16 protein-coding genes are annotated in these 12749 nt (G+C 58.5%); 6 read left to right on the forward strand and 10 right to left on the reverse strand.

The window, feature by feature from the left end; all coding sequences use genetic code 11:
- Window positions 1-316 precede the first annotated feature (316 nt).
- Window positions 317-1057, forward strand: a complete 741-nt coding sequence (gene ompR, locus LOY68_RS01310; protein WP_054047784.1) for a two-component system response regulator OmpR — start codon at window positions 317-319, stop codon at window positions 1055-1057.
- 103 nt (window positions 1058-1160) lie between these two features.
- A complete protein-coding gene (locus LOY68_RS01315; protein WP_054047782.1) occupies window positions 1161-2474 on the forward strand; it encodes an ATP-binding protein in 1314 nt (437 codons plus the stop codon).
- Between the two features lie 94 nt (window positions 2475-2568).
- On the opposite strand, the gene rimK is transcribed toward LOY68_RS01315, so the two are convergent.
- The 3 genes from rimK to LOY68_RS01330 are packed head-to-tail and all read right to left on the reverse strand — an operon-like array spanning window position 2569 to window position 4747.
- Complete coding sequence (gene rimK / locus LOY68_RS01320; RefSeq protein WP_054047778.1) at window positions 2569-3474, reverse strand: 30S ribosomal protein S6--L-glutamate ligase; 906 nt, start codon at window positions 3472-3474, stop codon at window positions 2569-2571.
- Window positions 3471-3932 (reverse strand): ATP-dependent zinc protease, encoded by a 462-nt coding sequence (locus LOY68_RS01325; protein WP_177331474.1) that lies wholly within the window; start codon window positions 3930-3932, stop codon window positions 3471-3473. Before LOY68_RS01325 ends, rimK begins: the two co-directional genes overlap by 4 nt.
- Before the next feature lie 35 nt (window positions 3933-3967).
- Complete coding sequence (locus LOY68_RS01330; RefSeq protein WP_054047775.1) at window positions 3968-4747, reverse strand: EAL domain-containing protein; 780 nt, start codon at window positions 4745-4747, stop codon at window positions 3968-3970.
- Between the two features lie 116 nt (window positions 4748-4863).
- Between LOY68_RS01330 and LOY68_RS01335 the strand changes: the two genes are divergently transcribed.
- A complete protein-coding gene (locus LOY68_RS01335) occupies window positions 4864-5271 on the forward strand; it encodes an RNA-binding S4 domain-containing protein (RefSeq protein WP_123402683.1) in 408 nt (135 codons plus the stop codon).
- Between the two features lie 131 nt (window positions 5272-5402).
- Here the strand turns inward: LOY68_RS01335 and LOY68_RS01340 are convergent, their stop codons facing one another.
- Window positions 5403-6203, reverse strand: coding sequence for a phosphatase PAP2 family protein (locus tag LOY68_RS01340; protein WP_265042491.1), 801 nt, complete (start codon window positions 6201-6203; stop codon window positions 5403-5405).
- Window positions 6204-6305: 102 nt separating this feature from the next.
- Here LOY68_RS01340 and hslO point away from each other — a divergent pair, with 102 nt between their 5' ends.
- On the forward strand, window positions 6306-7208 hold the full coding sequence (gene hslO, locus LOY68_RS01345; RefSeq protein ID WP_054616534.1) for an Hsp33 family molecular chaperone HslO: 903 nt from the start codon (window positions 6306-6308) through the stop codon (window positions 7206-7208).
- A gap of 182 nt (window positions 7209-7390) precedes the next feature.
- Window positions 7391-8932, forward strand: a complete 1542-nt coding sequence (locus tag LOY68_RS01350; protein ID WP_265042492.1) for a phosphoenolpyruvate carboxykinase — start codon at window positions 7391-7393, stop codon at window positions 8930-8932.
- 192 nt (window positions 8933-9124) lie between these two features.
- Here the strand turns inward: LOY68_RS01350 and LOY68_RS01355 are convergent, their stop codons facing one another.
- The 5 genes from LOY68_RS01355 to LOY68_RS01375 form a co-directional block, all read right to left on the reverse strand.
- On the reverse strand, window positions 9125-9979 hold the full coding sequence (locus LOY68_RS01355) for a DMT family transporter (protein WP_265045738.1): 855 nt from the start codon (window positions 9977-9979) through the stop codon (window positions 9125-9127).
- Window positions 9980-10023: 44 nt separating this feature from the next.
- Window positions 10024-10377, reverse strand: a complete 354-nt coding sequence (locus LOY68_RS01360) for a DUF1493 family protein (RefSeq protein ID WP_265042494.1) — start codon at window positions 10375-10377, stop codon at window positions 10024-10026.
- Window positions 10378-10610: 233 nt separating this feature from the next.
- Window positions 10611-10907, reverse strand: a complete 297-nt coding sequence (locus LOY68_RS01365) for a type I-C CRISPR-associated protein Cas8c/Csd1 (protein ID WP_265042495.1) — start codon at window positions 10905-10907, stop codon at window positions 10611-10613.
- A 170-nt stretch (window positions 10908-11077) separates the two neighbouring features.
- Complete coding sequence (locus LOY68_RS01370) at window positions 11078-11278, reverse strand: hypothetical protein (protein WP_265045739.1); 201 nt, start codon at window positions 11276-11278, stop codon at window positions 11078-11080.
- 41 nt (window positions 11279-11319) lie between these two features.
- Window positions 11320-11613, reverse strand: coding sequence for a hypothetical protein (locus LOY68_RS01375; protein ID WP_163907739.1), 294 nt, complete (start codon window positions 11611-11613; stop codon window positions 11320-11322).
- Between the two features lie 297 nt (window positions 11614-11910).
- On the opposite strand from LOY68_RS01375, the gene LOY68_RS01380 reads away from it, so the two are divergent.
- Window positions 11911-12414 (forward strand): polysaccharide deacetylase, encoded by a 504-nt coding sequence (locus tag LOY68_RS01380; RefSeq protein WP_265042496.1) that lies wholly within the window; start codon window positions 11911-11913, stop codon window positions 12412-12414.
- On the opposite strand, the gene LOY68_RS01385 is transcribed toward LOY68_RS01380, so the two are convergent.
- Window positions 12415-12540 (reverse strand): hypothetical protein, encoded by a 126-nt coding sequence (locus tag LOY68_RS01385; protein WP_265042497.1) that lies wholly within the window; start codon window positions 12538-12540, stop codon window positions 12415-12417.
- Between the last annotated feature and the right edge of the window lie 209 nt (window positions 12541-12749).

Here is a 12749-nt window from a genome sequence, read left to right on the forward strand (position 1 = left end):
TAAAGGCTCGGCGAGACTGGTTGAGCGGCCTGGCCTGCGCCGCTACCTGGGTCAACAGGCATCCCGTTGACCCGTGAAATCGAACAATTACTGCGCCGGCCATGAAAATAAAAAACGGCCATCCACAGTAACGATCAGACGTTGCCTGACACAAAACGCCGCGCATTATAACCAGCGTTCTGTCATTCGGGGGCATTGCGCTCTGTAGGCAAAAAGGCCGGTTTTCTGGCAGTGAAGGAAAAATCTGCTAACAATGCACACGGTGCGTATAACGGCAGCTACGCCATAATGCGCGCCGAGCTAAAAGGAGCATCTAATGAGCAGCACTGCAAACAATGCTGAAGGCGAAAAAATTCTTATTGTTGATGACGATCCAGGGCTGAGCAGCCTGCTGGAACGCTTTTTCGTCAGCAAGGGCTACCGTGCCCGCGCCGTACCGAACACCGAACAAATGGATCGCTTGCTGGCGCGTGAAGTGTTCAATCTGGTTGTCCTCGACCTGATGCTTCCGGGCGAAGACGGTTTGACCGCTTGCCGCCGTCTGCGTGGCGCGAACAATCAGATTCCGATCATCATGCTCACCGCCAAGGGTGATGAGCTGAGCCGCATCAAGGGTCTGGAACTGGGCGCCGACGATTACCTGGCCAAGCCGTTCAACCCGGACGAGCTGATGGCTCGGGTCAAAGCGGTCCTGCGTCGTCAGGCTGCGCCAGTGCCGGGTGCACCGGGCAGCGAAGATGAAAGCGTGACCTTCGGTGACTACGAACTGTCCCTGGCCACCCGCGAACTGAAGCGCGGCGATGAAGTGCACATGCTCACCACCGGTGAGTTCGCGGTGCTCAAGGCCCTGGTCATGAACGCTCGTCAGCCACTGACGCGCGACAAGTTGATGAACCTGGCCCGTGGCCGCGAGTGGGATGCCCTGGAGCGTTCCATCGACGTGCAGATTTCCCGTCTGCGCCGGATGATCGAGCCTGATCCATCCAAACCACGCTACATCCAGACTGTCTGGGGCGTGGGCTACGTGTTCGTTCCGGATGGCGCCGCCACAAAGTGATCGGCGATTTGTAGGAGCGGGTCTTGCGGACGAGTTTGTCCGCAGACTCGCGATCCGCAATATGCGAGCATCGCTCGCTCCTGCAAGTGTGTAGCGGTTATCCATGAAAACCCCCGTTTGGTTCCCCCAGAGTTTCTTCTCCCGCACCCTGTGGCTGGTGCTGATCGTCGTGCTGTTCTCCAAAGCGCTGACCCTGGTTTATCTGTTGATGAACGAGGACGTGCTGGTGGACCGCCAATACAGCCACGGCGTCGCCCTGACGCTACGGGCTTATTGGGCCGCCGATGAAGAAAATCGCACGAAAATCGCGGATGCCGCGACCCTGATCCGAGTGGTTGGCGCCGGTGTGCCGGAAGGCGAACAACACTGGCCGTACAGCGAGATTTATCAGCGGCAAATGCAGGCGGAGCTGGGTGCCGACACCGAAGTCCGGTTACGCATGCATTCCCCGCCGGCGCTGTGGGTCCGGGCGCCGAGCCTGGGCGATGGCTGGCTGAAAGTACCGCTGTACCCGCATCCGTTGCGTGGCCAGAAAATCTGGAACGTACTCGGCTGGTTCCTCGCCATCGGCTTGCTGTCCACCGCCTCGGCGTGGATTTTCGTCAGCCAGCTCAATCAACCTTTGAAGCGTTTGGTCTACGCCGCAAGGCAACTCGGCCAGGGCCGTAGCGTGCGCCTGCCGATCAGCGACACGCCGAGTGAAATGGCCGAGGTTTACCGCGCCTTCAACCAGATGGCCGAAGACGTCGAGCAGGCCGGTCGCGAGCGTGAGTTGATGCTGGCCGGCGTGTCCCACGATTTGCGTACGCCGCTGACCCGCTTACGCTTGTCCCTGGAGTTGATGGGTGATCACAGCGATCTGTCGGACGACATGGTCCGCGATATCGAGGACATGGACGCGATTCTCGACCAGTTCCTGGCGTTCATTCGCGACGGTCGTGACGAGTCGGTGGAAGAGGTGGACCTGAGCGATCTGGTGCGCGAAGTCGCCGCGCCGTACAACCAGAACGAAGAAAAAGTCCGCTTGCGCCTGGAACCGATCCAGCCGTTTCCGTTGCGTCGGGTGTCGATGAAACGCTTGCTGAACAACCTGATCGGTAACGCCTTGCACCATGCGGGCAGTGGCGTTGAGGTGGCGGCCTATGTGTCCGGCGACACCAGTGCGCCGTATGTGGTGCTGAGCGTGATGGACCGTGGGGCGGGGATTGATCCGTCGGAGCTGGAGGCGATCTTCAATCCGTTTACCCGTGGCGATCGGGCGCGGGGCGGCAAGGGCACCGGGTTGGGCCTGGCGATCGTGAAGCGGATTGCTTCGATGCATGGCGGGAATGTTGAGTTGCGTAACCGGTCGGGTGGCGGGCTTGAGGCTCGGGTGCGATTGCCGCTTGGGTTGATGTTGCCTCGGGATGCGGTTTAACGGCTGAAAAAAGATCGCAGCCTGCGGCAGCTCCTACAGGGTACGCATTCCCATGTAGGAGCTGCCGCAGGCTGCGATCTTTTGATCTTTCGCTTTAGCCTTTGCCTTTGGTCCGCGTCATATTCGGCCCGCCATTTTTCTCCAGATGCTCAATGATGATCCCCGCCACGTTCTTGCCGGTGGTGGTTTCAATCCCTTCCAGCCCCGGCGACGAGTTCACTTCCATCACCAGCGGCCCGTGATTGGAACGCAGGATATCCACACCCGCCACCGCCAGACCCATCACCTTGGCTGCCCGCAACGCCGTCATGCGTTCTTCCGGGGTGATTTTGATCAGGCTCGCGCTGCCGCCGCGATGCAGGTTGGAGCGGAACTCCCCAGGCTTGGCCTGGCGCTTCATCGCCGCGATCACCTTGTCGCCGACCACGAAGCAGCGAATGTCCGCACCGCCGGCTTCCTTGATGTATTCCTGGACCATGATGTTCTGCTTCAGGCCCATGAACGCTTCGATCACCGACTCCGCCGCCGTGGCGGTTTCACACAGCACCACGCCGATGCCTTGGGTGCCTTCCAGCACCTTGATCACCAGCGGTGCGCCGTTGACCATGTCGATCAGGTCGGGAATGTCATCCGGCGAGTGGGCAAACCCGGTGACCGGCAAACCGATCCCCCGGCGCGACAGCAATTGCAACGAGCGCAACTTGTCCCGCGAACGGGCGATGGCCACCGATTCGTTGAGCGGGAACACCCCCATCATTTCAAACTGGCGCAACACCGCGCAGCCGTAAAACGTCACCGAGGCACCGATCCGGGGGATCACCGCGTCGAAACCTTCCAGCGGTTTGCCGCGGTAGTGGATCTGCGGCTTGTGGCTGGCAATGTTCATGTAGGCGCGCAAGGTGTCGATCACCACCATTTCATGGCCACGCTCGATACCGGCTTCGACCAGACGACGGGTGGAATACAGACGCGGGTTTCGCGACAGCACAGCGATCTTCATGCAACACCTGTGGAGGAGGTAGATACCGGGAACACCGGCTTGTCTTGTACATATTTGATTCCCGGATTGACCACCAACTGGCCGTCGATCAGGGCTTTGGAACCGAGTAACAGGCGATAACGCATGGACTTGCGGCAGGCGAGCGTGAACTCGACCCGCCAGACCCGATCACCGAGGGCCAGGGTGGTGCTGACCACGTAGCGCATCTGCGCATGGCCGTTGGAGCTTTTAATGGTTTTCATCGTCACCAGCGGCGCCTCGCAGCGGCGGTGGCGCAATTGCACCACCGTGCCTAGATGCGCGGTGAAGCGCACCCATTCCTGCCCGTCGCGCTCGAATGTCTCGATGTCGGTGGCGTGCAGGCTGGAGGTGCTGGCGCCGGTGTCGATTTTTGCCCGAAGGCCCGCGACTCCCAGATCCGGGAGCGCCACCCACTCGCGCAGACCGACAACGGTCAAATGGTCAAATGTCTTCAATAGGAAAAAACCGGCGATTAACGCGTCCAGGCTTCAGGCGTTACCTGAGCCAACGCTTTGAATGCAGGTTTGGCGAACCAGTAACCCTGCATCAGAAATATTCCACAGTCCGCCAGGAAATCCCGTTCACCGGCGCTCTCAATGCCTTCGGCAATGACTGTAACGTCCAACTCCGCACAGATTGTGACAATCCCCCGAACGATAGCCTGACGAACACGGTCGCGATCGACGTCGCGGATCAGCGCCATGTCGAGTTTGATCAGGTCCGGTTGGAAATCAGCCAGCAGATTGAGCCCCGAATAACCGGCACCGAAATCATCGATGGCGGTCTTGAAGCCGAATTCGCGGTATTCACGCAGAATATTGGTCAAATGGCGATAGTTATCTACGTGCTCGCTTTCCAGGGTTTCGAAAATCAGTCGGTCAATCGGGAAATTGTGTTTTTTCGCCGCCTCCAGGGTGCTGCGAATGCATAGCTCTGGACGATAGACGGCGTTGGGCATGAAGTTGATCGACAAGTGTGTCTGCATATTTAGATTCGCCGCGCCTTCGATGGCGCGGGTCCGGCAGAGCTGGTCGAAGCGGTAACGGTTCTCTTCTGTAACCTGATCTAACACGGACAACGCACCTTCACCCGCCAGCCCACGGACCAGCGCTTCGTGGGCGAAAATCGATTGGTCACGCAGGTCGACGATCGGTTGGTAGGCGAAGGCAAAATCGAAGCCCAGCGCCTCGCTTTGCTGGCAGCCCTGGCAACCGGTTTTGGGTGAGGTCAAAGAAGAGGGGAATATAGTCACTCGATCACTCCATGCCGGTGAACCGGCCACGATCACATTCTATCTGGAGGGCCCAGTTCTTGCGCCCGACAGAAACGGTAGTACAGTTCGGACTACTGGCGGATAGAGGAATTCATATGGCACAAAAACAGGAAGAGGACGACAAGGTCCGTCTCGATAAATGGTTGTGGGCCGCGCGTTTTTACAAAACCCGTGCGTTGGCCAAATCGGCGATCGAGAGTGGCAAGGTGCACTGTCGGGGCGAGCGTTGCAAACCGGGCAAGGAACCGCGCATCGGCGACGAGTTTCAGATCCGCGTAGGGTTCGAGGAAAAGACCGTGGTGGTCCAGGCTCTGTCGATCGTGCGCCGTGGCGCGCCCGAGGCGCAGACGTTGTATGCGGAGACCGAAGCGAGCGTCGCCAAGCGCGAAGCGGCTGCGGCGATGCGCAAGGCCGGCTCGCTGGGTGTGAGCACCGATGGCAAACCGAGCAAGAAACAGCGGCGGGATTTGTTCAAGTTTCGCGGCAGTAGCAACGACGAGTGAGTCAATTGTTTATGTGTTGGCTGGGCTGACGCCTTCGCGGGCAAGCCTCGCTCCTACAGGTTCGGTGATCACCTGTGGGAGCGAGCCTGCTCGCGAACGAGTGCGCAGCACTCGCTGGACGCCGCAGAGTATCAGGCGCTACGCACCACACTCATCCGCGAAACCACCGGCAATTTCCCCAGCAGCCCAAACAGCGGCGCCGTCACTTTCAGGAAAAATTCCGAAACGTGATACGCAAACGGCGTGTAGTAACCCCAGCCCAACGCCCACACCGCCAGCAACACGCCGCCGATGTAATCGTCCTGGCCCCAATGCGCGCCCGCTACCAGTCGCGGCATCATGAACAGCAGCGCCAGGCCCCAGATCGTCAGGGTCTGTCCGGAGCCACGGCTGAATACCGTCATGAACATCGCCCAGATCAACAGCACGGAAGCGTGATCACCGGGGAAGCTCTGGCTCGAGCGGTCCTTCAGTTGCCACGTCCTCTCAAGCTCGGGGAAATAGTCGCTCATGTGCACGGCGCCGTTGATCATCATCGACGGGCTGCTGTGCTGCCAGTCCATGTAGTCGGCGAATTTCGAGAACAGCATGCGGATAAACAGCAGCAACAGCAGAATCGCCAGGAAGCCGAAAAACGCCCGGCGTACGTCGATGGCGTCGAACACCCAGTCGCCCTTGATCAGCAGCGTCAGCAGAATCACCCCGACCACCGCATCAAATGGACGCAGACTTGCAATTGCCCAGATGTGGAGCCATATCGGGTTGCTGGCCAATGGAGCGTTAAGCAGGTGAAACAGCCACTCGTCGAAAATCACGCACAACATCTGACCCGTAGGCCATAACCAGAATGCCAACAGTGCCAAAGGCACAAAATTGCACAAAACCAGCCGGCGCAGGTTCCACCTTGCTTGGAACAAACCCGGATTGTTCATAAAATGCCTCCAATGGCTGAACATTGCGCACCAAAGCGGTGCCGCAAAGCGTAATTGTCACTACTTGTAACTAAATTGTCATCACTTCAGATACCCAGACCTATGACCGATCTACCGGATTCCGACTTCACCCAACGCTTCATCTTCGATGACAGCGACACCCGCGGCGAGCTGGTGGCGTTGGAACGTAGCTATGCCGAAGTGCTGGCAAAACACCCCTACCCAGAGCCGGTCGCGCAACTGTTGGGCGAGCTGATGGCCGCCGCCGCGTTGCTGGTCGGCACCCTTAAGTTCGATGGACTGCTAATCCTGCAAGCGCGTTCCGATGGACCGATCCCGTTGCTGATGATCGAGTGCTCCAGCGAGCGCGAAATCCGTGGCCTGGCCCGGTACGAAGCCGACCAGATCGCCCCCGACGCGACCCTCGCCGACCTCATGCCCAACGGCGTGCTGGCGCTGACCATCGACCCGACCCAGGGCCAGCGTTACCAAGGCATCGTCGACCTCGACGGCGAAACCCTGTCCGAGTGCTTCACCAACTATTTCGTCATGTCCCAGCAGGTCGGCACGCGCTTCTGGCTGTACGCCGATGGCCGTCGTGCCCGTGGCCTGCTGCTGCAGCAATTGCCCGCCGACCGTCTGAAAGACGAAGAAGAACGCGCCGCCAGCTGGCAGCACATCACCGCGCTGGGCAGCACCCTGACCGCCGATGAATTGCTCAGCCTGGACAACGAAACCGTGCTCCATCGCCTCTACCACGAAGAGCAAGTGCGCCTGTTCGATGTGCAAAGACTGCGCTTCCGTTGCAGTTGCTCGCGCGAACGTTCTGCCAATGCACTGGTCAGCTTGGGTCTGGAAGATGCCCAGTCGCTGGTGATCGAACACGGCGGCCACATCGAGATTGATTGCCAGTTTTGCAACCAGCGCTACCTGTTCGATGCAGCGGATATCACTCAATTGTTCGCTGGCGCGGGTGTCGATACGCCGTCAGATACCCGGCACTAAAACGGTTCAGCGCAGGTAAATTCACTGGTTAGCGCCGGAATAACGCCGTTACGACGGGAGGGCCCTACTCTTTTTGGGCTTTTCTGGCATAATCCGGCCCACTTTTTGTCGCGGTAGTAGTGCACGACTTTCTACTACAAAACGTTTGGAGCACACTCGGCCACTGGCCGACGGGGAATCTCATGACGCAAGCCAATAACGCCGTGTACACCGATCTGAGTGTTGATGATCTGGTAAAAGAAGCCTTGAATCGCGGTGAAGGCGAGCTTGCCGATACCGGCGCGCTGGTTGTTCGCACCGGTCACCGCACCGGCCGCTCGCCAGTCGATCGTTTCATCGTTGACGAGCCGTCCACTTCGGCTTCCATCGCCTGGGGCCCGATCAACCGCAAGTTCCCGGCCGACAAGTTCGATGCCCTGTGGGCTCGCGTCGAGGCGTTCAACAACGCGCAAGAGCATTTCGTTTCCCACGTGCATGTAGGTGCGGCTGAAGACCACTACCTGGCCGTGAAGATGACCACCCAGACTGCCTGGCAGAATCTGTTCGGTCGTTGCCTGTTCATCAACCCGGAAAAGTACAACCCGGCTGGCCGTGACGAGTGGCAAGTACTCAACGTAGCCAACTTCGAATGCGTGCCTGAGCGTGACGGCACCAACTCCGACGGTTGCGTGATCCTCAACTTCGCACAGAAGAAAGTGCTGATCGCCGGCATGCGTTACGCCGGTGAGATGAAGAAAGCCATGTTCTCCGTGCAGAACTTCCTGCTGCCGGCCGCTGACGTGCTGCCGATGCACTGCGCCGCCAACATCGGCGAAGCAGGCGACGTGACCCTGTTCTTCGGTCTGTCCGGCACCGGCAAAACCACCCTGTCCGCCGACGAAAGCCGTTACCTGATCGGTGACGACGAACACGGCTGGGGCGAAGGCGTTGTCTTCAACATCGAAGGTGGCTGCTACGCCAAGTGCATCGACCTGTCCGAGAAGAACGAGCCGGTCATCTGGAAAGCCATCAAGCACGGTGCTGTACTGGAAAACGTCGTCATCGACGACACCAAGCACGCCGACTACGCCGATGTCAGCCTGACCCAGAACAGCCGCGCCGCCTACCCGCTGGAGCACGTTGCCAAGCGCTCCGAGAAAAACCTCGGTGGCGAGCCAAACGCTGTGATCTTCCTGACCTGCGACCTGACCGGCGTCCTGCCGCCAGTCTCGATCCTCAGCGAAGAACAAGCGGCCTACCACTTCCTGTCCGGCTACACCGCACTGGTGGGCTCGACCGAAATGGGTTCCGGCAGCGGCATCAAATCGACCTTCTCCACCTGCTTCGGCGCACCGTTCTTCCCGCGTCCGGCTGGCGAATACGCAGAACTGCTGATCAAGCGCATCCGCGGCTTCGGCTCCAAGGTTTACCTGGTTAACACCGGTTGGACCGGCGGCGGCTACGGCGTCGGCAAACGCTTCAACATCCCGACCACCCGTGGCGTGATTGCAGCGATCCAGAGCGGCGCGTTGATCGGTGTTGAAACCGAGCACCTGGACACCATCAACCTGGACGTGCCGTTGGCTGTTCCTGGTGTCGAGACTGGCCTGTTGAACCCGCGTAATACCTGGGCTGACAAGGCTGCTTACGATGAAGCTGCCAAGGCGTTGGCCGGGTTGTTTGTTGAGAACTTCAAGAAGTTTGAAGTGAGCGACGCGATCAAGGCTGCTGGGCCTAAGCTGTAAGGCTTGGTCTGACGCAGTTAAAGAGCCGCCCTTAGGGGCGGCTTTTTTGTGGGCGCTGTTTAGTCCTGAAGGTAACGGAGATCACTTGTGGGAGCGGGCTTGCTCGCGAATGCGGTTATTCATTCAACATTGATGCTGACGGCTCCACCGCTTTCGCGAGCTAGCCCGCTCCCACAGGAATTGGCGTGCATTTCAGGTTTTCAGGTGCAGAACTAATGCGCCAACCAAGACCAAAACAACCCCCAGCACTTGTACCTTGGCCAATCGCTCCTTGAAAAACACATAGCCCAAAATCGCCGCAATCCCGCCCGACAATGTGCTGATCACGGTCACAACCGAAACTGATCCGGCTACCGCACCCCAGGCGAATGACGAAAAGCCACCCAGGTTCATCAGGCTTGCACCCGTCAGCGTCATGCAGTTTTTCAGGGGAGGGATTTTCAAGCCGTCCTTTATTTTGATCACGATGAGCACCAGCACAATCAGCCCAACCAGATAAGCGAGCCAGAGCATCGTCACCGGCCCAAGAACAGGAAGGACGAAGTGTCCTTGCAACCAAAAACTGGTGCCGTAGAAACCGGCTGCCAACAATGCGTAGGCAATCGAACTGCTGGCTTGTGTGGTGTGTGGAATCTTCGGGTCAGAGTGAATGCTGGAAAGAATCACCCCGAGTACGCACAGGCCAATGCATAGCAGTTGAATCAAGCTGATCTGCTCACCGCCAGCCCAGGACAGCAATGTCGTGACCACGCCGTAGGACGTCACCAGCGGCGCGACAATGGAGGCTTTGCCGAGGGCGAAGGCTTTGGACAGCGCCAGGGCACCGGACACGGTCAGGATGGCGGCGGCGATGCCGATCAGCCAGACGTTGAGTGGTGCAGCCATGGATTTGAAGATGAAGCTGGGAACGGCGATCAGCAACAGGCTCATGATCGTGAAGCCCAGTGCTTGCCCGAAATACACGGCCCGTTTGACGCCGACTGCGCGGGCATTCAGGCCCACGAGAAAATCTGTACCACCCCAGAGCAGGGCGGCGAGTAAACCCATCAGTACGTCCACGCTATGTCCTTATAGGTGTTCGCTGCGCACGTTTAGAGGCTTTCCAGCTCCTGAGTGTCCCAGCGTTGGGCCTTGATGGCCTGGTAGAGCATGCCGATAGTCAACGGGACTTTGTCGCCGCGACCCTTGGCCCTGCGTTTGAGGAACACATCGTAGCCTTCGGGTTGGAAGTAGCGATAGTCGTCGTAGTCGATGAAGTCGATCCCAAACTGTTCTTCCAGCGCCTCCATCAGGTTTCGCGCATCGGCGCCGTCGCAGCCCAGGTCAAAGTTGATCGAGGTGGTGAGGCTGATGGTTTTACGTTCGGGCAGGCCGAGTTCTTCGTGCAGCAGCTGCATGAGCAGGTGCATGGCGTGGTCGTCGGGGAAGTTGGGGGCGAGGTTCATGGTGCGTGTTCCGTCAGGGGCAGTTCGATGAGGTGGATTAAGCCTGATTTCGCGGCGTGTTGGATGTTGATCAACACAGCGAACCTGATATTCGCGGGAAGGCTGGCGCTCGCCGCGTAGGATTTCGTTCATCTGTTGCATGCTTTCCATTAGGTCATCAAAAAAATGGCTCATGGTTATGCTCAGGTTTTGATCGTTCCCACGCGGAGCGTGGGAACGATCTTCGCTCGGTGTCAGGCAGGTGCTTTCCAGCCCATCATGCGCTGCTGGGCGACTTTCAGAAGGTCGCAGCCGTCCTGGTTCAGTAAGTAGAGCGCGTGAGTGATGTGCGGGATGTCTTCAACGTCGCCGTGTTTGAAGCGGGTGCAGTGCAGGGTTTTGAGGAGGTCGCTGGAGGCTCGGATTCGCTGGAGGGCGGCTTCGAGTATGTCCTGGGGGTTTGCTTCTGTGTCGATGATCAGGGGCGGGGAATCGGTGAGGTTGGTTTGTAGTGGGCGGTAGCGATCAAACAACGAATTTAATGATGTCACTGAGGAACACCTCTATTGAGTTGGAAATATGCGTCCTCTCTTTCGGGTGACCAAGCCCGAGTCGCTGATTGGCAGCGACAGTCCGACTATAGGTTTGAGCCGCGGACCAGTGATAGCAGACAAGGTGTCTTCGGTTGTAGGAACGGGATGAAGCTTCGGCAAGGCGTTGCCTACAGCTTTTTTCCCTGTCGCAATTTATCTCGTTTGATTGCAAATATGCGCCTGGCTTCTTCATCTGGAATGCTGGGCCGTGAGTCGTCGAGGCGGGCTTGTACTTGGGCTTTGAACCAGGCGTCATAGGCTTCTTTTTCGAGCAGTTGTTGGGGGCCGGGCATTTTGGTTTTCATCACGTGCACCGTGTCATCGTTCATCGCGGGCAAGCCCGGCTCCCACAGGGATCTTTGTTCATGCATCAGATCGCTGAGATTTTCGGCAAGCGCTGCCGGGCAACTTCCAGGAGTTCGTTGCCGTCCTGGGTAAGCAAGTACAGGGCGTTGATGATGTTTGGGATGTCGCTCGGGTCGGCTTCTTTGAAACTTTGGCAATAAAGCGTCTCAAGCAAATCGCTGGCGGCGCGGATGCGTTGGCGGGCGGCGTCGAGGATTTCGTATGGATCGGCTTCGGTGTCGATGACCAGCACGGGGGTGTCGCTGTAACTGGACTTGAGTGGGTGAAAGCGATTTGTCAGCGTGCAAGGTGTGTCCATCGAGGTTTCTCCTGTGTGAAATCACGGCAGGCCGAGACACCGTTTCAGCCGCGCCGCAGACTATAGAAGGGCCTGGAACGGCGCGGCAATATGGCCACGATGGACAGGATTCGTAGGGGTTTTACCCGTGTTTTCGGACCCGGCCTACGCATTCCCCGAGGTTTTTGGCCGCAAAACCCTTACCAGTAAAATTTCCCACGGGTTTGTCAGGCATTACGCAGTGAACCTCTGTAAGGTGCGCGCCAGATTCTGTAGGGCGTTTCCAAACGTCTGACCAACGCTTAAAGGGAATTAGGTATGCAATGGCTACGTATGGCCTCGATTTTGTTGTTGGCGGCAGGTGTTTGTCGTTTGGCGGGCGCCATCGACGTGGCCGGTTCGATGGTTCAGGACAATATGGATCGCACTGGTTGGCCGGATGCGCTTACCAGCCAGGCTGACGTCGATACTGCGTCCCGTGCCGAAGTGCTGATGGTCGGCAAGGCGTTGCTGGACAGCGAAGCGCTGGACGAACCCGGCCTGAAACAACGCTTGGGCGTGCACACGGTGAAGCTCAAGTCGGTACGACAAGTGCGTGACGGGTTGTGGGATCGGTTACTGACCACCTACCGCAATGCCGGCCAGAACTGTGATGGCCAACCCTTCTGCCCGCGTGTGCGCAGCGTCGCTGATTTACGTCAGTTGGCGGCGGCGTTCACGGGCGAAATCAGCCCGGCCTATGCTGCGTGGGCCAGCAAGAGCCGGGTGTTTCATGAGCAGGCATTGAATGAGCAACTGCGCGTGGCGGTGCTGGTGCCGTAGTCAGCTGGCGATGTCTGGCTGAGCAGTGGAATGCACCGCAAGCAGCGGCGGTTCGTCAGGGAATTTGCCGCATCCGCTCAGCAACAGCGATGCAAGAACCAGGGCGAAAATCGAAGTGTGGGACATGCTCGTTCCTTCGTGAAAATCCGCGCCCATCAGGCGTCCTGCCGTGATGTGAAATACGCGAATGGTGGTTTTGAGGAGGTGAACCTTACCTCCTGACCGAGCGGCTCGGTGAGCAAGAATGTGTTTCGTTTGTTTCATCCTGTGGCAAGGAGCCAGGGCGGCAAGGCTGTATCATCCCGTATCGTTTTGGTCCCGACCTTTTCTCGACT

The organism is Pseudomonas sp. B21-053, assembly GCF_026016365.1.
GTDB classification, from domain to species: domain Bacteria; phylum Pseudomonadota; class Gammaproteobacteria; order Pseudomonadales; family Pseudomonadaceae; genus Aquipseudomonas; species Aquipseudomonas nunensis.

What these genes read in the sequence shown, in the direction of transcription:
- LOY68_RS01385 (WP_265042497.1), bottom strand. Translation starts at nt 12,540, where the DNA reads ATGTCCCACACTTCGATTTTCGCCCTGGTTCTTGCATCGCTGTTGCTG.
- hslO (WP_054616534.1), top strand. Translation starts at nt 6,306, where the DNA reads ATGACCGATCTACCGGATTCCGACTTCACCCAACGCTTCATCTTCGAT.
- rimK (WP_054047778.1), bottom strand. Translation starts at nt 3,474, where the DNA reads ATGAAGATCGCTGTGCTGTCGCGAAACCCGCGTCTGTATTCCACCCGT.
- LOY68_RS01350 (WP_265042492.1), top strand. Translation starts at nt 7,391, where the DNA reads ATGACGCAAGCCAATAACGCCGTGTACACCGATCTGAGTGTTGATGAT.
- LOY68_RS01380 (WP_265042496.1), top strand. Translation starts at nt 11,911, where the DNA reads ATGCAATGGCTACGTATGGCCTCGATTTTGTTGTTGGCGGCAGGTGTT.
- LOY68_RS01335 (WP_123402683.1), top strand. Translation starts at nt 4,864, where the DNA reads ATGGCACAAAAACAGGAAGAGGACGACAAGGTCCGTCTCGATAAATGG.
- LOY68_RS01355 (WP_265045738.1), bottom strand. Translation starts at nt 9,979, where the DNA reads ATGGGTTTACTCGCCGCCCTGCTCTGGGGTGGTACAGATTTTCTCGTG.
- LOY68_RS01315 (WP_054047782.1), top strand. Translation starts at nt 1,161, where the DNA reads ATGAAAACCCCCGTTTGGTTCCCCCAGAGTTTCTTCTCCCGCACCCTG.
- LOY68_RS01370 (WP_265045739.1), bottom strand. Translation starts at nt 11,278, where the DNA reads ATGAACGATGACACGGTGCACGTGATGAAAACCAAAATGCCCGGCCCC.
- ompR (WP_054047784.1), top strand. Translation starts at nt 317, where the DNA reads ATGAGCAGCACTGCAAACAATGCTGAAGGCGAAAAAATTCTTATTGTT.
- LOY68_RS01360 (WP_265042494.1), bottom strand. Translation starts at nt 10,377, where the DNA reads ATGAACCTCGCCCCCAACTTCCCCGACGACCACGCCATGCACCTGCTC.
- LOY68_RS01375 (WP_163907739.1), bottom strand. Translation starts at nt 11,613, where the DNA reads ATGGACACACCTTGCACGCTGACAAATCGCTTTCACCCACTCAAGTCC.
- LOY68_RS01340 (WP_265042491.1), bottom strand. Translation starts at nt 6,203, where the DNA reads ATGAACAATCCGGGTTTGTTCCAAGCAAGGTGGAACCTGCGCCGGCTG.